At 33.5% G+C, this 20,379-nt stretch carries 19 protein-coding genes; 2 read left to right on the plus strand and 17 right to left on the minus strand.

Annotation, left to right across the window (positions count from 1 at the left end; translation table 11 throughout):
* Positions 1-4: 4 nt before the first annotated feature.
* From MKY76_RS23305 to MKY76_RS23320, 4 genes are all read right to left on the minus strand, one after another.
* Positions 5-670 carry an amino acid ABC transporter permease gene (locus tag MKY76_RS23305; protein ID WP_004233396.1) on the minus strand — a complete coding sequence of 222 codons (666 nt, stop codon included), beginning with the start codon at positions 668-670 and terminating at the stop codon, positions 5-7.
* A gap of 31 nt (positions 671-701) precedes the next feature.
* On the minus strand, positions 702-1,484 hold the full coding sequence (locus tag MKY76_RS23310) for a transporter substrate-binding domain-containing protein (RefSeq protein WP_342557219.1): 783 nt from the start codon (positions 1,482-1,484) through the stop codon (positions 702-704).
* A 369-nt stretch (positions 1,485-1,853) separates the two neighbouring features.
* Positions 1,854-3,530, minus strand: coding sequence for a hypothetical protein (locus tag MKY76_RS23315; protein ID WP_342557220.1), 1,677 nt, complete (start codon positions 3,528-3,530; stop codon positions 1,854-1,856).
* Positions 3,527-4,231: a hypothetical protein gene (locus MKY76_RS23320; protein WP_342557221.1), complete on the minus strand. Its 705-nt coding sequence runs from the start codon at positions 4,229-4,231 to the stop codon at positions 3,527-3,529. The genes MKY76_RS23315 and MKY76_RS23320 overlap by 4 nt, the downstream gene beginning before the upstream one ends.
* A 671-nt stretch (positions 4,232-4,902) precedes the next feature.
* On the opposite strand from MKY76_RS23320, the gene MKY76_RS23325 reads away from it, so the two are divergent.
* The gene (locus tag MKY76_RS23325) at positions 4,903-5,940 is read left to right on the plus strand and encodes a hypothetical protein (protein WP_342557222.1); all 1,038 of its coding nucleotides are present in this window, start codon (positions 4,903-4,905) and stop codon (positions 5,938-5,940) included.
* Between the two features lie 156 nt (positions 5,941-6,096).
* Here MKY76_RS23325 and MKY76_RS23330 read toward each other — a convergent pair whose 3' ends face one another.
* The 13 genes from MKY76_RS23330 to MKY76_RS23390 form a co-directional block, all read right to left on the minus strand.
* Complete coding sequence (locus MKY76_RS23330; RefSeq protein WP_342557223.1) at positions 6,097-6,540, minus strand: hypothetical protein; 444 nt, start codon at positions 6,538-6,540, stop codon at positions 6,097-6,099.
* A complete protein-coding gene (locus MKY76_RS23335) occupies positions 6,512-7,003 on the minus strand; it encodes a hypothetical protein (protein ID WP_342557224.1) in 492 nt (163 codons plus the stop codon). The genes MKY76_RS23330 and MKY76_RS23335 overlap by 29 nt, the downstream gene beginning before the upstream one ends.
* Before the next feature lie 516 nt (positions 7,004-7,519).
* Positions 7,520-7,765 carry a DUF6612 family protein gene (locus tag MKY76_RS23340; RefSeq protein ID WP_342557225.1) on the minus strand — a complete coding sequence of 82 codons (246 nt, stop codon included), beginning with the start codon at positions 7,763-7,765 and terminating at the stop codon, positions 7,520-7,522.
* A 143-nt stretch (positions 7,766-7,908) separates the two neighbouring features.
* A complete protein-coding gene (locus MKY76_RS23345) occupies positions 7,909-9,102 on the minus strand; it encodes a hypothetical protein (protein ID WP_342557226.1) in 1,194 nt (397 codons plus the stop codon).
* 381 nt (positions 9,103-9,483) lie between these two features.
* The gene (gene rlmH, locus MKY76_RS23350) at positions 9,484-9,963 is read right to left on the minus strand and encodes a 23S rRNA (pseudouridine(1915)-N(3))-methyltransferase RlmH (RefSeq protein ID WP_342557227.1); all 480 of its coding nucleotides are present in this window, start codon (positions 9,961-9,963) and stop codon (positions 9,484-9,486) included.
* A 90-nt stretch (positions 9,964-10,053) separates the two neighbouring features.
* On the minus strand, positions 10,054-10,218 hold the full coding sequence (locus MKY76_RS23355; protein ID WP_004233391.1) for a CxxH/CxxC protein: 165 nt from the start codon (positions 10,216-10,218) through the stop codon (positions 10,054-10,056).
* Between the two features lie 245 nt (positions 10,219-10,463).
* Positions 10,464-11,759 (minus strand): trypsin-like peptidase domain-containing protein, encoded by a 1,296-nt coding sequence (locus MKY76_RS23360; protein ID WP_048395254.1) that lies wholly within the window; start codon positions 11,757-11,759, stop codon positions 10,464-10,466.
* 166 nt (positions 11,760-11,925) lie between these two features.
* Positions 11,926-12,714 (minus strand): MBL fold metallo-hydrolase, encoded by a 789-nt coding sequence (locus MKY76_RS23365; RefSeq protein WP_048395252.1) that lies wholly within the window; start codon positions 12,712-12,714, stop codon positions 11,926-11,928.
* Positions 12,714-13,538, minus strand: a complete 825-nt coding sequence (gene yycI / locus MKY76_RS23370) for a two-component system regulatory protein YycI (protein WP_048395249.1) — start codon at positions 13,536-13,538, stop codon at positions 12,714-12,716. The genes MKY76_RS23365 and yycI overlap by 1 nt, the downstream gene beginning before the upstream one ends.
* Positions 13,525-14,850: a two-component system activity regulator YycH gene (yycH, locus tag MKY76_RS23375; protein WP_115673217.1), complete on the minus strand. Its 1,326-nt coding sequence runs from the start codon at positions 14,848-14,850 to the stop codon at positions 13,525-13,527. The genes yycI and yycH overlap by 14 nt, the downstream gene beginning before the upstream one ends.
* Entirely contained in the window at positions 14,847-16,712 is a 1,866-nt protein-coding gene (walK, locus tag MKY76_RS23380; protein WP_048395245.1) for a cell wall metabolism sensor histidine kinase WalK, read from the minus strand. Before walK ends, yycH begins: the two co-directional genes overlap by 4 nt.
* Before the next feature lie 5 nt (positions 16,713-16,717).
* Positions 16,718-17,431 (minus strand): response regulator YycF, encoded by a 714-nt coding sequence (yycF, locus tag MKY76_RS23385; protein ID WP_036077923.1) that lies wholly within the window; start codon positions 17,429-17,431, stop codon positions 16,718-16,720.
* A gap of 214 nt (positions 17,432-17,645) precedes the next feature.
* Positions 17,646-19,106 (minus strand): M23 family metallopeptidase, encoded by a 1,461-nt coding sequence (locus MKY76_RS23390; RefSeq protein WP_066038354.1) that lies wholly within the window; start codon positions 19,104-19,106, stop codon positions 17,646-17,648.
* A 377-nt stretch (positions 19,107-19,483) separates the two neighbouring features.
* Between MKY76_RS23390 and MKY76_RS23395 the strand changes: the two genes are divergently transcribed.
* Entirely contained in the window at positions 19,484-20,347 is an 864-nt protein-coding gene (locus tag MKY76_RS23395; protein ID WP_181574674.1) for a YitT family protein, read from the plus strand.
* The last annotated feature ends 32 nt before the right edge of the window (positions 20,348-20,379 follow it).

Genomic DNA, 20,379 nt, shown 5'->3' on the forward strand with positions numbered 1-20,379 from the left:
GCTCCTATCTGTCGCTTACTGCTAATTTTAATTCAGTTCGGTTCACTACAAATGTCATCAACGCTACCAGCAATAAATAGTAGACTGCTACAATGAGTAAGTAGGTCATTTCATCGAAATTATTCGACCCAAGTGTTGTCGCCACATTAAACAGCTCATTCATGGAGATAAATGCGGCTAACGAAGAATCTTTTAAACTGATGATAAATTGATTGCCTAAAGGCGGCAATGCTCTACGGAATGCCTGTGGGAGAATAATCCTTCTTAATGTCAGTGTCTTTGTCATTCCCAAAGAACGTCCTGCTTCAAATTGGCCATTATCGACTGACTGAATTGCTCCACGAAGGATTTCAGAAATATAAGCTCCATTATGTAGCGCTAGAGCAAGGGAAGCAGCCCAAAAATCAGGAAGAAGGAAAATCCCGCTAATTCCGAAGTAGAGGATAAATATTTGAACAATCAGTGGTGTTCCTCGAACCAAATAGACATATATATCTGAAATAAGTTCTAAAATTTTTATATTAGAAATTTTTAATAAGGCAAAGACTAGTCCGATGATGATTCCCAGTAAGATAGAAACCACCGTCAGCTCTAATGTTAAAAGCATAGCTTTAAAGAATACACCTTTTGTTTCCATTAGTATTTGAAAAAAATGTGAAAAACTTGGCAAAGTACTACTTCCTTTCTTTTATAGCATTGGTTTATTCTGATTTTTTGGTAATGTCCTCACCAAAATATTTGATACTGATTTGAGTCAATGTTCCATTTTCCCGAAGTTGTTCCAAAGATTCATTAACTCGCTTCAATAGCTTTGAATTATCCTGAGGCAACACAATCGCTTGTTCACTGCGATTAATTAATTGCTGTCCTTTAATCTTAAAACCTTCCTTTTCAGCAGTTTTTCCTGTAACAAAATCTGTAATTACTGCATCATGACGCCCACTGCTTAATGCCTTTAATGCCGTAATATCGCTGTCATATGTTTTGATGTTGTCTGTATACTTGGAAGCTGTATCGGCATATGTTGATCCTTTTGCAACAGCTACTTCCTTTCCCTCTAAATCTTCAACAGTCCTAATTTTACTATCCGGTCTGGTGAAAATTTTCGGTCCTGAATAATAATAGGGGGTAGAGAAAGAAACATGTTTACTCCGCTGCGGGTTAATCGTGTGACTTGCAACGGCTGCATCCGCTCTTCCCGTTTTCACCCCTTCAACAATCCCTTTGAACTTGATTCGTTTCTGAACCGGCTCAAGGCCCATTTCCTTTGCAATCGCTTCACCAACCTCAATATCAAAGCCCGACATTGTAAGATCGTCATTCATATAACTAAATGGCTTAAATTCACCAGAAGTAGCAAAAACAAATTGATTTTTATTGATCAGTTCAGATCCATCTTCAAGCTTCTGCTTCTCTCCACAACCAGACAACATGCAGGCTACGATTGTACTTAAGACCAATAAAAACTTTTTACTCAACAACATGTTGGCTATAACTCCTTTCTCTTTCGATTATTCCTACAATCCTTTCTTGCTATATAACTTGCTTATGATAGTTAATACCCAATCCACTCCCAATAAAACAAAAAAGTATCAGGCACTATTAATAGTGCCTGATACTTTTCTACAATATTTATATAATATACATATCTTTCAAATCTTCTATTTACCCCTAAAACGCTGCTTTTTGGATGTATAAAACTTAGAAAACCGCACTTACTTATGATACGGTTCTCCGTGATGGGGGTAAGTGAGGGTTTTTGCTAAATTTAAAAAACCTAGCAATCGTAATTAGATGCTAGGTTTTTTGAGTTTAAGCGCTATTAAGCGATTTTTGTTTTTCTAACGTTTTCCTTAGCCAGAAATATATTCTATTGTAGCATTGAAAGCAACGTTATAAATTTTTCTTGCTTTAACAGGACCAATTCCATATGCCCTTTGTAAATCTTCCTCTTTGGAGCTTAAAATATCTTGTAATGTAGTAAAACCAACATTCTTTAATGTATCGCATTGAAAGGATGTTATGTCTAATTTATCAATAGGTTCACGAAGCAGATTCTCAAGAGCATGTTTAATATCTGCTTCAGCCTCAATTGAATTAAGCTCATCTATACTTTCATATGAAGGTGAGTTTACTCCGTACTCTGAATACAATTTAATTGAAAGATTTGAGATAATTTCTTTATATCTGCTTACAGGTGTACTTTTTGTTTCCGAAGCTAATACCACACCAAAGTTAACTTGATATCTATCATAGACTTCTGTTCTAACTTTTGTACCCTCAGTATGAAGTGATATTATTCCTGAATACTCTAGTATTCTGATAGCTTGTTTCACAACTGCTGGTGCATCTCTATGGATTGTAAAGAAGATTGTTTGTTGGTACTTCTCCTCACTTATCCTCTTTTCATTTTTATTAATTGTTTCTTGTAACACCTTATTCTCTACAAACCATCTACCCCAATCAATTAGTTTTTTATGACCTATATAGATGTCACTGAGCTTAGTATGTTCGTTCCAAATATTCGTTCTATAAAAGTTCTTAATTGTTGTATTTACATTTCCAACTTTTAGACTTTTTAAATCCTCGCTTGCCATAAATAAACTCTTTAACAACAATCTTGGATTGCCTGATGCTGCATAAATTAATGAATTAAAATTTTCACCGTTTTTTTCAAAGATAGTATATGTATCCTCACCAACTTGTTTTTTTACAATTTCCCTCATCTTCTCTAAATAGTCAGGACTTGTTATATCTCTTTCTACTTTTTTAACCATTGCATCGTGGAACGCCTGAAACGTACCATACGATGTTATACCTGGATATACTGCTGCTTTGCAACTAATAAAAGGACATCGTAAATCTCTAAACATCGTAAAAAACTCTCTTTGTTGCAATGGGATAAAGTTATGACATGCTTCATCGAAAAGCAATACAATTCTTTTTATATTACATGTTTCACAGATATCCTCAATTAACGCTTTAAAGTAATCAACGTCTCTTATAATGCCAATTCTTTTCAAGTCTACTCCAAATATTTCACTAGCCTTTTCTGATATATCAAAGTTTTTATTACTCCATGAATTCTCCAAAGCATAAATAAAATCGTCTAGTTTCAATAGTATATTTTCCTCTTTGTCTATAAAACCAAAGTAACTTCCTAGTATACCTGTCGCTGACAGTAGTATACCTTTCTTTTCTAGCTTTCTTTTTAAAGCAAATAATATCTTTGAGAACATCCAATTTCTAAAATAAACTATGTCCTTATACGCATCTACAAATATAGCTTTACTGAAATTAATAAATACCGCAAGCTCCCTAGAGGAATTAAAATTTTCGTCCATTTCCTTTTCAGCTACTCTTAAGAGCATTGTTTTACCAGTACCTCTACTACCTTCTAATAATAAAGGTGACTTACTTTTAATATAATTTAGATTATCCCTATCCGTTTTTGTTGCAACAAATATATCAACTAACTCCTGAGGGTTTATATCCTCAGTACGAAAAATAAATTCTTCATCAACTCTCATGTCTGTATAAGTCCCCCTAATTTATATTCAGTAAGCACTTCTTTCAAGCTAATTTTTTTATCATCTGGAAATGTATTTGCATACTCATTAAATCTAATGGTAAATAGGATATTAAGTAATTTAACTATATCTATAAACATTGCGGACCAAAGCTCAATCTTGTCTTTTTGGTAATGTATTTTTTGTGCTTCAATTGTGTGCATATATTTATATTTACCATGAACATACTCTGAACATTCTCTGTACACAGACTTAAAGTTTTCTATTAAACTATCAACTTGAAAGTCTCCTAAAAAAAGTGATAAATACTTCTTACTTAATAAACCATTTTCATTATCTTTTAAGGTGGACCATTTCATATCATAGTCATTTGCTTTCCATAATAAATACTCATAGTTTCTGTCAATAAAGTAAATAAAACTCATTCCTAATTCAAGCGCACTTCTCAAACATATATATGCATTTCTATACATACCCTGTGCAGCTATGTAAAGAGAAGACAAAAGGTCATAACAAACTTCTTTTAGTACTGCTTTTGGTTCATAACTATCTAATTTATTTGACCATAAATTTAACATTTCTAAATAATGTAGCATCTCTGCATAAAGTTCGCCATGGTTATCAACTGTTTTCATTGTATTTTCAGTTAAAGATTCAGCAGATTTCTCTATTACTTTTTTTATATCTAGGAAATTGGTCATTAATTTTCGCCTCACTATTTAAGCTTTTAGTTACATATATAATCTTACCACGGTTTACTTATATTTCTAGAGCTATATTTCAGTTGTGTTATATAAGTATGGGTTATAAAAGTCTAAAAAACACCTTTACTTGTATGCTGTAACTAAGTTAGGTTTCGAGGACATTCTATAGATTCTTGAAGTATTCTTTAGTAAACATAGGGTCTAATGAATTATAGAATTTTATAACTAAATCTAATTTTTCATTTAAAGATGGGTTATTATCAATATTATCCCATAGAGTTTTATCTCCAGAGAACATTGCTCTTACTATCGCATTAAAATCATTCTCTAAGCTGTTGCATACTCTTTGAGAAAACCTTGCTCAAAATAAAGCTTGTCTTTAGAAGAATCATATTTAGAATTTATTGATTCGAGGTACTCACTACCATCACCACTATATTTAAAGCCTTTAGGATTTAGCGCTTGCTACGCTTTACTGTTAAATTTCTTTTGATTCTTATGATACAGGATACTTGAAAATTCAGCATGGAATAGCTTCTCAAAGTTTGTAAAGGTTATGCAATACTTTCCTTTTCTGATGATTGTAGTATCATAAAATAACAGAAACAAACGTTCTTTTTTATAATATTTCAAAGCTTCTATTTTACTAAAATAAAGGGGGTAATACTATGAATTTCTTATTACTACAGGACGATGAGCCACAAATGATTTGGGATGCTTTAAACAATGCTCAAATAGTCTTCCATCCGAATTATGGATCAACTGGTCAGATAAATTACGCTGAACTCCAAGCTGTGAAGAGAGAAAAAGAAGTTATATTATTTTTAGATAGAAATTTTTTGAGTAGTTTAATATCTCTTACGAAGAATGGTGATTTAAAAGATGAAATGGAAAAGAGAATGATTGCTCTTCTAATGTTGTGGTCTCAGATGAATCAACTTCCAGTCAGTGCTGGGCTAGCAATAATGGAAAATGCCTCAAAAGATGATGATTCTTTAAACGCTAAAATTGAATTAAAGAACTTTAATGAAATTTTTGATTTTTACCCAACACAGGTTTGGTTATATTTAGCCGATGGTAGAGTAGATACAATTCCAAAATGCAATTTTTCCAATACTCCTTATGAAAATACTGTTATCTATCATAAAAGTAGTGATCATTTCCTGATGAATTATGCTAGTATGTTACACTTAGTTAACTTATATCGAAATTCTGATTTGAATCCAGTAGAAAAAGTAATAGCCTTTTTAAAATGGAATTTTGATAATTTGCTTATCTCTCAATATATTAACACATATTTGATTTTGTTATTTTCAGATCAAAAGGGTATCAAGGCGCCTAAACATGCTAAAAGTAATGTGTTCGAAAGAATAGACAAAGGTTGCATAAATCAAGCCTGGGATTTAACCTATCTATCAAATTGGAGCACATTTTATTGGGATGAGTCAAAAATGAATGAGGTTTTTCTTTTTGCTACTGCTGATATTATGTTAAAACAAATTTTTATCAACACTCACAATGGTGGAAACTTATTTAACTTGATTGATTCTGTATTTCCTAGAAAAGATGCTGATAGAATTATTCAATTTTATACTGAAAAAATGACGAATAGACAGAAACCTGATTTTGGAGAACATCCTAAGCAATATTTCCAATCATTAATAGATAAAGAAAAAACTCATTTGAAGCAATCAATGGGTGATTAATCTTTTTAATACTTGATTTATACAAACAAAATTACTATAAATAATCATTTTTTTAGTAATAAAATATGGGTTAAGGATGCTCCCTAACCCATTAATACATTAAGTAAACTAATAAATAACAACTTAGGCACCAAGTAATCTTAAATCCTATATAGGTTATTTATTAATCCACGCCTTCCATTTCTTTTCAATTACTTTAATATCGCCATAGGTTGCTAAGAATGCCTTTTTGTTTGAAATTGTATCACTTTCAAACAAAACAAATTCAAAGTAAGTATCTTCGCCATAAGTTTCAATTAAAAAAGCATTGAAAAGCGTTGCCACATTCGTATTATAGTTAAAGTCAAAATCTCCATTGTTGAATACTAGCAATTTATTATTCTTTTTAACTTCATTCTTCCAGTACTTAGCATAATCTTTGTAGGTATTAGAGGCTAAACGAGATTTATAATTAACAAAACCTGTAGCAAATTCACCTGCGCCAGACGAACTGTACCAACTTGGTTTAGAATTCATATTTTCATTAAATATGACACTTCCAAGATTTAATCCTGAAGCAATATATAAATTTTTAACATAAGCTTTTAAACTTCCCATCATAAGAACAACATTGTCCTTTATATAAAGAAGCTACTAAAATCTTGATTTCTGTCTCCAATACCCCTGTTTTCTTATTGTGACTCGCACCTCCATTTACATAAGTAAATTCATAAGGGTCATCTGATTTATTCTTTAAATAAATATTAATAGGAAAATCTTTTTGATTTGATAATATCGCTTCTAAATCAAAAATTTTGCTAGAATAAATTTCAAATGCAAGTTCTATCCCTTTATTAAAATTAGTGATAGCAAAGTTAATATCATCTTTCTTTGTATCCTTTGGAGTATGAAGCGTGTAATACTTACTCTTATAAACATACTCATTACCCACTAACTTAGCTTTTGAGGCATAATCTGTTTGATTCTTGCTCCTATTATCTTTCAGAACAGCTACAGTATCAGCAAACGCCCCTGTTGAGAATAAGCTCATCACCATAACGAACATTAAAACCTTCTTCCACATATATCTTCCTCCTATAAATGAAACTATCGTAGATTATTTATTACAATGCTCCCGTTTCAATATCTTCATCACCCAACTATATGAATAGCCATATTTTTTTGCTAAAGCCTTCGCATTTGTCCCATCATACTAATTGACAATGGCTTCGTATAAATATTGTTCTGATAAGAATTTCTTAGGAAATGTTACATATTGACCAGCAAAATGATTATATACTAGCAAAGTATTTTTGTATCCAATTAATTCAATAAATTCCTTATATGATCCATTAAAACAGGAACTATCTAGCTTGCTATAATCCATCTTTATCTCCTTCCGCCTTTATTTTTTAAATATGCTATTTTCCTATGTGAAAAACACTTCGCTTAAATAATGGATTATCCTAACAAAAATCCATTTTGAAATTTACCATTGAAGCTATCAAAACCGAAAAAGAAGTAGGGAAATCATGCAAGATGATTCTCCTACTCCTAATTAACATATTATTCATTCCGTTAGGAAAAATATATGATTCACCTATTCTAAATTTGGTAAAGTAATCATTTCTGCTTCATTAAAATTAGAATATCTCTTAATTTCCACATCCATTTCCATTGTATGACCTTCAACTTCAAAGCTATACCTCAGATGGATGTATGTTGATAATAAATTTATATTCTTCTTATCAATTGTCATTTGAAGCTCATCCTCAAAGACGATTAAATTTTCCATTTTAAAAGATGGTGCTTCTTTATCTACATCTTCAAAAAAGGTTTGATTCATATTTAATTATACGATTCAGGTAAATCTCCTTCTATATATACAAAGTATAGGAAAACTACACTTACTTATGATAAAGTTCATCAAAACAAGCATAAAATAAATAACTTAATGTTTATGAATCAGTAGTTATAGTATCATTTATATTATTTTCTATAAATATCCATATACGCTCCTGTCATATCAATTAATTTTGTCGCACCACCGTATTCTACTGATTCTCCTTTTCTTACATAACGTTCTTGGGAATAATATTTATAGCTGTTAGTCAACTCCCCAATTAAAATCCATTGTAAATTATCAACACACATATTTAATTTATTATAAGCATAGTGAAGTTCTATTTCTGAAAGTTTCTTTACATCAGTTCCATATATATCTTTTTGCAACTGAATAAATAAACTAAATGCTTGTTTTCTATCTGCACATCTCTTAATATCTTCAATATTTTGCATATGGGTATTAATTTTTTCAATAAATCTTTTATGTATTATATATATTCTATTTGCAATAATTTCTGAAGAAACCTTTTCATTTAATACATAAGGATATATTCTTTCTATCTCATTTATTTCTGGGTTAAAATATTTTAATATTTTTCTTTTTTTTGATTTAGTAAAGTTAAGTACACATTTATATTCTTCAACGTATAACTCCAAATTTTCATATTCATATCTATTTAATTTTTTAATAGTTTCCATCATCCTGTCAATATACATGTCATACTTAACAAGTATATCTTTGAGACTTTGTTCAACTTCAATTACATCATCGCTAAATCTTCTTTTTCTAATTTCAGGGTTATTTTCCAATATTTCTTTAAGTTCATTTCTATACTTAAATGATTCTGTTTGTATAATTCTCTTATTATGCTCTCTGATTTCACGTTTCATTTTCTTAGGTACCGTGTGTACTAAATTATCAATTGCATCATTGAACTTTTTCTTCCTTTTGTTATCCAAATATTCAAAATAATAATTTCTTTCTAGTCTATAATAATCTCCTTCATGTTCAAGAAAAGGGAATTCTCTGTATATTTTCTGTAATTTATTGTTTTCACGGACAATTTTTAGTATTTTATCCTTTTTTTCAGAAGCGTATTCATTTATGTAAAATAGCATTGCAACAATAGCACTACCTAATATACCTGAAGAAATTGCCGTGATAAAAGACCTTACTTTTTCAACATCTATATTGGTATGCAATCCCAAATTACCTTCAATAGTATTTCCAACATATAGCATTGCTTCAGTAGAAATAAAATTAAATATTGTAAAAATGATAAGCATAGCAAATATTACACCTAAAGCTTTTTTTACATGTTTTATCCTTAAGTTCATCCCTCTTCCTCCTCTTTTGTTTTATTTAGATTGTTAATTCTATTGGGACAAATACCTTTAATCATTTTATCAAACATACTTACATCTTCTTTTCCATACCAGCTATTTTTTCAATAGAATTCACGTTCAATAATCAATAAACTCTCTTTTACCACAATTAGTTCCATCAAATTAACTTTCCATAGTCTACTTACATTCAATTTTGATTCTTATCATATGAAATTTATAAAATAAAAAACACTCAAACCCTCAATACAAAAGGATCTGAGTACTGTTGAAATCAATGTTATTCTTATGGATAAGGAAAAGAGATTTGCGTTACTTATTAATATTTACCTTAAACAAAAAGCACTTAATACTAATACCTACCAAAAACCGCACTTACTTATGATAAGGCTCTCCCTTCATAATCCTAAAACTGCGGTAAATCTGCTCGACTAGCACAAGCTTCATGAGCTGGTGGGGAAGTGTAATCTTACCAAAAGATTGCTGTTCGTCGGCTCGTTTTAGGACATCTTCGTGCAGACCGAGCGAACCGCCGATGACGAAGGCGATTTTGCTTTTGCCGTAGGTCATGAGGGATTCAATATCGGCTGCCATTTGTTCGGAGGTTTTCATTTTGCCGTTGATGGCTAGGGCGATTACGTAGGCATCCGGACTGATTTTCGCTAGGATGCGTTCGCCCTCTTTTTTCTTGACGATATCCATTTCAGCTTCACTTAGCTGTTCAGGTGCCTTTTCGTCTGGCACTTCAACCAAGTCCATTTTTGCATAGCCGCCAAGACGTTTTACGTACTCATCGATCCCCATTTTTAAGTACTTTTCTTTTAGCTTGCCGACTGATACAATCGTTATATTCACACGTTATCCACCTTTACAATTCATTTACAAACAAATTATCCACAAAAGTTATCAACATATCCACAAGCACTCTCTATATATTGTGTAAAGTTATTTACTTGATACAATATATTCTGCTGCCTGTTCACAGTAGCTACACTTTGTGGATAACTTTTTATCCTCTTCGATTTTATCCATAATTGGGAACACTTTTTGCTCTGCTACAAACATGTCTAAAGCGTGATCTATATGGCTTTCACAGCTGTACTTTTCCATTTTTTGATGTCTCCTTATTTTCCGAAATTTCCACAAACTTATTCACAAATCAGTCTATGTTATCCACAATCTATTGTAACAAAGTAATAGCATGTATGGAAGAAGTGCCTTTTACTCCCGATTTGCTGTGCGGAATTAGTATTCACAATTTTCTAGTTATCCACAATATTTCATAAAAGTATTTTCTCCATCCTCATAAAAAAAGCGATGGAGATTGATTAGATCTCCATCGCTTTTCATCTTCTTTACAATGTATTACCGTTTGTTAATGTTAGTGATAGCTCGACTAATTTACCTTGACGGTACACTTTTAATGTTAGCTTATCACCAATTTTTTTGTCATTATATAAATGTTTACGTAAATCTATAGTTGTTTCGATTTTTTGACCATCCATCTCTACAATAACATCGTATTGTTGAACTCCTGCTTTTGAGGCTGGTGAGTTATTCATGACATCTGTTACAACAACGCCTGTTGTCACCTCTGCAGGTAATTTTAATGTTTGTTGTTGATAGAATGATGGCACATCTGTTAAATCTGCAAGTGAAACTCCCATTGTTGGACGTTTCATTTCTCCATTTTTCTCTAATTCCTCGATAATTGGAATAGCTGAATTAATTGGAATAGAGAACCCTAAACCTTCCACTGAGGATTCAGCAATTTTCATGGAGTTAATTCCTACTAATTCTCCAGCTAAGTTCACAAGTGCTCCACCACTATTCCCTGGGTTAATCGCAGCATCTGTTTGCAATACTTCTTGTTGCCAATCTTCTGTGCCATCACCATTTAAGTCTACCGGTACAGAACGGTCTTTACCAGAAACAACACCAGTTGTAACAGAACCATAGAAGTCTAAACCAAGTGGGTTACCAATGGCAATCACTGTTTCGCCTTGTTTTAATACATCCGAATTCCCGAATGTCGCAACTGTTTTAACATTTTTAGAGTTAATAGAAATAACTGCAAGGTCCGTCCAAACATCGTGACCCACTAATTGAGCTGGTTCTTTTGTTCCGTCTGGCATTGTGACCTCTAACTGCTTTGCCCCTTCAATAACATGGTTATTTGTGATGATAAAGGCTTTGTCACCTTCAATTTTATAAACGACACCTGAACCGCTTCCCGCTTCTTTTGTTGTCGTTGATGGTGGGCTCCAAAAACCTCCGCTTGTGACTTCTTGAATATTTGTGATACCAACAACTGCTTGTGAGGCTTTATCAACTGCAGTTGTCACATCTGTCGTTACTTCTGTAGCTACCTGATTAATTGTTGTGTTATTTTTTCCTGTATTACTTGTTGTTGTTCCAGGCATTTGATTGACAAGTCCCGGTAGCATAAGCCACACAAGTAAAGCACCTATAATGACACCGACCAGACCACTAAAGAAATAGCCGCCTTTACCTCCTCCACCTTTCTTTTTCATGCGCTTAGTCTGCATTTCTTGCTCCTCGCGCTCTAGTCTTTCTTGAAGAGGTGATTTCGGTACTTCATCATTTTTAAGGAAATCACTGTTTTTATCATCATCTTGGAAATAGCTCATGTTCGTCATCCTTTCCTTTGAGTGCTATCTAATTAGTTGTTACCCTAATCTTACGATTCAAACATTAAAATCAGATGAAAAACAAATAAAATAGGCATAAAAAAAGCTGCTCAATGCATTTTTTTATGCGTTGAACAGCTTCAAATTTTGTCTAAATAGCCTATGATTAAACCGTCACCAATTTTGTTGGTTCTTCTGCATCCGTATCAAATAGATGAACATGCTCACCAACAAGGATGCCACAAGATTGTAAGGTTTGTGCGACACTCATACGTGCTAGCTCTTTCATATTATTATCTTTACTTAAATGTGAAAGATAAATATTGGTCGTCTTATCAAATACAACCTCACTCATTGCAATTGCTGCATCCTCATTAGACACATGTCCTACATCACTTAAAATACGACGTTTAATAGACCAAGGATAGCGTCCCATTTGCAGCATATTGACATCATGATTACTTTCAAAGACAAAAGAATCAGCGCCTCGAATAATTCCTTTCATACGATCACTGACATAGCCTGTATCTGTAATAATAACAAGCTTGCGATCATTTTCATGAAAAGTATAGAACATTGGATCTGCTGCATCGTGTGAAACAGCAAAGGATTCAACAGCTAAAGAACCAAAATGCTTCACTGTATCCATTTCAAATTCAAAACGTTGCTCTACAGGAATGTCCCCAATAAGCCCATCCATTGCCTGCCACGTTTTGGCGTTTGCGTAAATTGGTACATTATATTTCCGTGCCAGTACACCAATTCCTTTAATATGATCACTATGCTCATGTGTAACAAAGATACCACTGAGCTGCTTCATATTACGGTCGATTTTTGTAAATAACTGCTCCATCTTTTTCCCACTAAGACCCGCATCAACGATAAAAGCATGATCGTCATTCTCTACATAAATCGAATTCCCTGTACTGCCACTTGCTAAAACACTAAATCGCATTATTCAACTCCCCAGTCTTCTTCTTCGCTCTCTTGCTTGTCCTCCTGGATTTCGATGACTTTACCTTCTACTGCATTCACAAAGTACTCCTCTTTTGTCCCATCAGATAATTTCACTTGAACTTCCCATGTTGGCACCAATACCTGAGTACGTGTCAATTTAACAAGCGTTGAGTAACCTAGTTTCATTTGTGTAATGCGAGAATCTGGCTTGAGCGGTCCCTTTGCATACAAAGTTTGAATAATTTGAAGTGGAGGAATAACTGTTTCCTGCTGTTCCATTTCTTCAATATTATCAATCATTGTTTGCTCATACATTGTTACTTCGTTATTAGCATTCCATTTTATTTTTAATGAACCACTATAATAGAACATTCGATTGTTTGTCTTTTGGAAAAAAATTGCGACTCGTTCTTCGCGGTCTATTTTCCATAAAGCATAAGATGCACCTTCAATGATGTTTGCTAGGACAAAATCTGTAAAGCTTGCGTCATCACTTACATTACGTAATTTAACAGGCCTCATAAAGATAACACGAGCCTTTGTATTATTATCATCCTTAAATTTAACTTGCTGGTTACTATTATTAAATTCGGCTGGTGTGAATTTATGCACTTGAGCTGTCATATACGAAGCAGATTCAATATTATTTGGTAACGTGCCATACGTAATATTATCATCCTTTAAACGAGCTTCTATTGTTCTTTCACCTGGTACCTCAATATCTTTTGCTTCATTATAGCGATTGACATAAAGTGAATACAAGAAGATGTTCAGTATTAAAAAAACGAATATAAAAATAGATTTTGTTCTATTCCAATCCATTTTTAACACCTCCTAATACTTCAGGAGTCAGTTTAGTCCATGTACCATTACGAATAACAAACCAACAAGGTTCAAATATAAATATATTCTGTTCTTGATTTTGTGTTAAATAATAGCCTAAGACGATTTCATCGATATCAGACAGAGGAATACTGTTAGCGCTTTTTAATCTCTCTGCGATTTCCGCACCTGATGCTAACTCTTTGATTTCTTTCTCCAATGATATATCCATATCCAATGAGAAGTATGGGCGCTTATAATGGAAAATTCGACTATCTCCCCAAATCGTTGTCATTCGTGTAATGACATGATTGCTATAGACAGGGAAACCTTGCAAATACATTTGATAATCTATTTGATTTTTATTGGTATTGGATGAAGCATAGCGGAAATCTGCGGTAAATCCTCCATGCTCATTAATAAATTCAAAGCTATCCTTTAAAAGCTTGGATGGCTCGACTCTAATACTACTTTCTGCAGCAGGATAAACATAGTTTAATGATTTAAGATTTGTTTCTAAGGTCATTAACGACATACCATCTGTATATTTTTCAGAGGATGCACTTTCCACATTCCGCTGCACAATATTTGGATCTGGGAATAATACATTTTTAAATAGTTCTGGCGTAATATCCTCAATAAAATACGTATATTTTACAGATTCAATATTACTGTTCGCCAAATAAAGAGATGTATGGCCTTCTCTTTCTACTTCTTTAAAAACCTCATATTTTTTGGCAGGCTCTATGACTTCCTGTATAAATTGATTCATGTTTGGCACACTGACATGTGAGCGGAATAATGATTGGTTATTACCACTAATGTAATACAACATCAATTCTTTGCTATTGTAATTACTCCAATCTATAATCATACGATTGAACGTTGTTTCTGGTAATTCCTTATCAGTGAACTGAAAGGTTGTGTTAAAAGCTGAAAATGGAATCTCTCCTGTAAAAAATATTGTCATTCGATGATCAGCGCCAATAATTTGATTCACATAGTTTGCAGAAAGATTATTGTTTACAGGCACCAAATCTAAAACATTCCAGCCTTTAAATACTTTCATCATGTCTTTCATAGCTGCATTAGACACTGTGCCTGTAAACTCTTCTTCAGAACGGAAAATAGCCTTGTATGGTCGAATAATATCCTCCATATCCTTTTGCGGCTTAATTAAAATTTCCTCTCCCTCTGTTTTTTCAATATATTTATAATCAGGTGTATAGGTCCAAATTAAAAAAGTTAAAATCACACTCAGCATAACAAGTAGAAATAATACAACAGATTTAACTGGCTCTATATATTTCATTCCCACTCACCTGCCTCACCAAATTCATCTGCATCATATGGTAATGTGAAGAAAATTGTTGTACCCTGTCCTTCTTCACTTTCAGCCCAAATCTTACCGCCGTGTGCTTCAATCATTTCCCGCGCAATAGCTAGTCCCAAGCCTGTTCCTCCCATAGAACGAGCGCGTGCACGATCCACACGATAGAAGCGATCAAAAATACGGCCAACATTTTCTTTAGGAATGCCCATGCCATCATCTGAAATCATGACTTTCAACATGTCATCCTGTCCCGTAAAGCCAAAGCGAATATTGCCACCATCTGGAGAATATTTAATAGCATTGGAAATGATATTATCAATAACTTGTGTGATTTTATCCGTATCAATTTCTACATAAAAGGAGGTTTCAGGGAATAATCGTTCAAAATGTACCTTGTCAGACTTAGACATTTCAAATCGGTCTATAATGCGGTTAAAGAATGAATTAAATAAGACAATATCTTTATTCAACTCGTAATCTGAACTATCCATTCTTGATAACTGCAGTAAATCATTTACTAGACGAATCATACGCTCTGTTTCGGTTTGTGTCACATTTAAAAACGTAGGAGCAATATTTTCATCTTTCCATGCACCATCTGCAAGTGCCTCTAAATAACTACGCATTGTTGTTAATGGCGTTCTTAACTCATGTGATACATTCGATACGAATTCCCGACGATCCATTTCAATCTTTTCTTGCTCTGTTATATCGTGCAAAACAGTAATCAGACCATTAATAAAGCCTGTTTCTTTTTGAATAACAGAGAAATTAGCACGAAGTATATAGGGAGCATCTGCTGTACTGAAGTTTAAATTCACGGCATCATTCATATGAATTAAGTCTTCAAAACTATATTCCTGATCAATCCCCAATACAGAGGCGATAGGACGCCCTAATGTAATATCTCTTGAAATATGCAGTAATTCCAATGCAGGGTCATTGATGAGAATAATACGTCCCTTACGATCTGTTGCAATTACACCATCTGTCATATTACTCAGAACTGAATCTAGCTTTCGACGTTCAGCTTCTGTGGTCGATTGTGCTTCCTGCAAACGGTTGGTTAGATGATTAAAGGTAATGGCTAGCTGGCCGATTTCATCTGTACCATATACACGTACCTTTCGAGAATAGTTCCCCTTCGCCATTGCCTGAGCCTGCTTTCGCATATCAGCAATAGGCTGTGTAATCGTTCTTGCCACAAGAATACCTAAGAAGATGGTAATGACCAAGGACATTGCCGTACCACCAAGGAAAATCTGATTAATATCATTCATTTGTTCAAAAACTGATTCAATATTGGCTTCAATATAGAGTACACCAATGATTTCATCATCTGGTCCTGCACCCGCACGAATGGGATTCGCTAAAACCCACACACGATTTCTCGTCTTATTGTCCAGCTTAATAATATCAAACAGTGTTTCGGCAGAGATCGCTCGACGTACAAGATCAGTATTAGAGCGCTGACCTATTAAATTCTGGTTTTCAAGCTCAGATGTTGCAAGTATTCTTTGTCTATCGTCAATGACACGAATTTCTAAAATATCACCATTTGAAACATCTCTTAAACCAGTAGAAAACTCCATAACAATTGACTTTAGGCTCTCCTCTAGTTTAGGCATGCTTTCATCGCGTTCCTTTAAAATTTCCTCACGAAGACTATATTGCATCAAGTCAACTCGCTGAAAAATGGAATCTTGGAAGTTGCTCTTCAAATTTCTTTCTAATTCACGAGCGAAATAGATACCGATAATTTGTAAAGCAAGCAATATTAATAAAATATAAATCAGCACTAGTTTGACATGAATGGATTTAAAGAAGCTCACTTTCTGCATTCCTATTACTCCTGTTCAGGATTTCGTAAATAATAACCTACACCACGTCGTGTGACAATCCAAGCGGGATGACTAGGATTATCCTCAATTTTTTCACGTAAACGGCGAATTGTTACATCAACAGTTCGTACATCACCAAAGTAATCATAGCCCCATACTGTTTGTAGGAGGTGCTCCCGTGTCATTACTTGTCCAATATGTTTCCCTAAATAATGAAGTAACTCAAATTCTCGATGTGTCAATTCAATTGCTTCATCACGCTTCATTACTAAATAAGCATCTGGTTGAATAACAAGCGAACCTACGACAATCTCATTCGACTCCTCCTCAGCCTCTTCTGCTGCTGGAGCGACTACTTGTAAACGGCGCATATTGGCCTTTACACGTGCAATCAGCTCTCTTGTACTAAATGGCTTTGTGACATAATCATCTGCACCCATCTCTAATCCTAATACTTTATCAATTTCAGAGCCTTTAGCTGTTAGCATAATAATCGGAAAATCATATTTTTTACGTACTTCTCTACAAACTTCCATCCCATCACGCTTTGGCAGCATAATATCTAAAAGCATTAAATCTGGTTGCTCTTCCTCTACTTTCTTTAATGCCTCATCACCATCATAAGCACAAATAACTTTATAGCCTTCTTTTATTAAATTAAATTGCAAAATATCTGCGATTGGTTTCTCATCATCAACAACTAAAATTGTTTTATTCATACATACTCTCCCTTTCGCTTCTTATCTATTCTTAAACAATGTGTATTTGTAAATTCACTACTCTTAACTCTATCATGCTTTCGGATTCTATGCATTAATCGATATTCAATCCCTCTAATACTGTGACAAAAAGCGATGTAATTCAACAATTATTTCTCGGGAAATAATAGAAAAAGACAGTCCATTATTCGGACTGCCTTCTATTCAACATGTTTTATCGGCCTACATAAGATAACGGATTTTCTAATGAACCGTTCTTTTCAACTTCAAAGTGCAAATGTGTACCTGTCGAATTTCCAGTGGAACCCATAATACCAATCACAGAACCTTTTTCCACTACTTGTCCGACTTCAACATTAATTGAAGATAAATGTCCATAAAGTGTTGTAAAACCATTATTGTGATTAATAACAATACGATTACCATAGGTGCCAGAAGTGCCAGCAGCAACAACTACACCATTATCAGCAGCTAAAATATTATAGTTACTTGGTCGAGCGATATCAATACCACGATGGAAGGCTCCCCAACGTTCACCCATACCACTTGAAATATAGCCCCCGACTGCTGGCCATGCAAATTCTCCAGTTCCACGTGAAGAAATAACCTTTGTACCAACTACTTCAATTTCATCTACTGGTTGTTGAAGTATTTTTTCCTCTAAGGCAACTTTTGATGTCTGTGTACCATTTTCAGATGTTAATGCATAAGTTGTTTCTTTTTTTCCATTAACACCTTCTTGCTTGATGACCTTTTCACCTTTATACATAGTAGGATCTTCTTCAATTACTTTTTTAAACGGAATGACTTCCGCAACTTTCTTTTCCTTTTTTACTTCAAGTGTCACAAATGGCTTTGCCACAGTAACATTTAATTCTTGTCCAATTTGTAAAACTGTATCTACTGTGATATCCGGATTTAGAGCTAGTAGTTCACTTGTTGTTAAATTATGTTTTTTAGCAACTGACCCTAACACGTCTCCTGATTCAATTTTATATGTTTCTTGCTCAAGATAGCCTGTCATTAAAAACTTCACGGCTTGCTCAGGTGATAATATATCAGTGGGTGTCACTTTTTGTGATAACCCTGAAACTCCTTGTTTAAAGGAAACATTTAGAAGTCTAGACTCACCATCTTTTAATTCTGGTAGATTATTGCTAGCTTGGCGTTTTGATAAGTTATCTAATTCTTGCTGAGAAACATATTGTAGCTTTAACATTTGAACAGTTTTCTCATAAGCTTCCGTATTCTTTAGTGATACTACTGGTTTGTGATTTACTAATAATGTAAAGGCATCTGATTTGGCCACTAAAGATTGCTTAAGTTTTGATAATGTTTCTGCATCTTTTGTTTCATTTGTAAATACTTGTTCTGGGATTATTTTAACAGCTGAGCTAGCATCAATGGATAAACCTTTGAATTGCTGACTTGCCACTTTTTCTTTTGATGCAATTATTTCTTGAATTGCTTTCTCATCAGATACTGCACCAATATATTCATTCCCCACATATACGTGGTAAATTTTATTTAAGTTTTCTTTGTTATATTCCTTAGCAAATCCCATGTTAATCGTTAGGCTTGTCATTAAAACTACAATGATTGAAGCCTTTTTAAAAGAAGAAAAATTGTAGGTGAATCTATTGTTTTCTTCTTTTCTTTTCCAAAACGAATTCATCAATAAAGCCCCTTCCAACTTTACCCTACTGTAGGATGATTTACCCACAAGGATTTTTTGCACCCCTATAATGTACCATAAAGAAAATGACGTTTGAACGATTTCACTCTTTTGTAATGTAAATGTATTATTTATCTACTTATTGTTACATAGAATATATTTTATATAGTTTATAAATACTGTAATTTTATTCATATATTGGTTCTTAAAATTCAATTTAACTATCATCGGTATACTATTCTCAAATTTTTTCAAGTGAATTTTGACTTAATACTTTTTACTTTTTTAATATTCCGATAAAATATATATAGAAGGTACACTATTTGATTGGAGCGATTAAATTGAGTGATTCACAAACCTCTGAGATCACAACAAAAATGTTGAGACCTCAGAAAAATAGCATACGTAAAGTTTTTGCAAGAATTATTATGGTTTCGCTAGGCGCGATTATAATGGCATTGGGCTTGGAACTGTTTTTAGTACCCAACCACATTATGGATGGTGGCATCGTAGGTGTTTCCATTATCACATCTCATTTATTAAAATTACCCCTTGGTATTTTCATCTTCATTTTAAACTTACCTTTTATTTTTTTAGGCTATAAACAAATTGGTAAAACCTTTGCATTGTCCACAGGTCTAGGTATTACCGTACTCTCATTTTCAACACTCGCCTTACATAATATCCATCCATTTACGGAAGACACATTATTGGCAACAGTCTTTGGAGGAATGATTTTAGGAGTTGGTGTCGGAATTGTCATTCGTTATGGAGGTTCATTGGATGGAACTGAAATATTAGCTATTTTAGCTAATAGCAAAACACCTTTTTCAGTTGGTGAAATCATCATGTTCTTCAATATCATTATTTTTACGGTGGCAGGATTTATTTTTAATTGGGAGCAAGCCATGTACTCCATCATTGCATACTATATTGCCTATAAAATGATTGATATTGTTATTCAAGGATTGGAAGAATCTAAATCTGTTTATATCATAAGTGATGACATTGATGAAATTGGACAAACGATTATGGATCGACTTGGTCGTGGCGTTACTTTCCTTCACGGAGAGGGAGCTTATACGGGGAATGACAAGAAAGTCATATTTACCGTTATTACTCGTTTAGAAGAATCTAAATTGAAAACAATCGTCGCTGAAATAGATGACAATGCTTTTCTAGCCATCGGTAATATCGCCGAGGTAAAAGGTGGTCGCTTTAAGAAGAAAGATATTCACTAAAAAAGGGCATGCCGCATTTGGCACGCCCTTTT

The sequence above is a fragment of the Lysinibacillus sp. FSL P4-0201 genome (genome assembly GCF_038593425.1).
Lineage (GTDB): Bacteria > Bacillota > Bacilli > Bacillales_A > Planococcaceae > Lysinibacillus > Lysinibacillus capsici.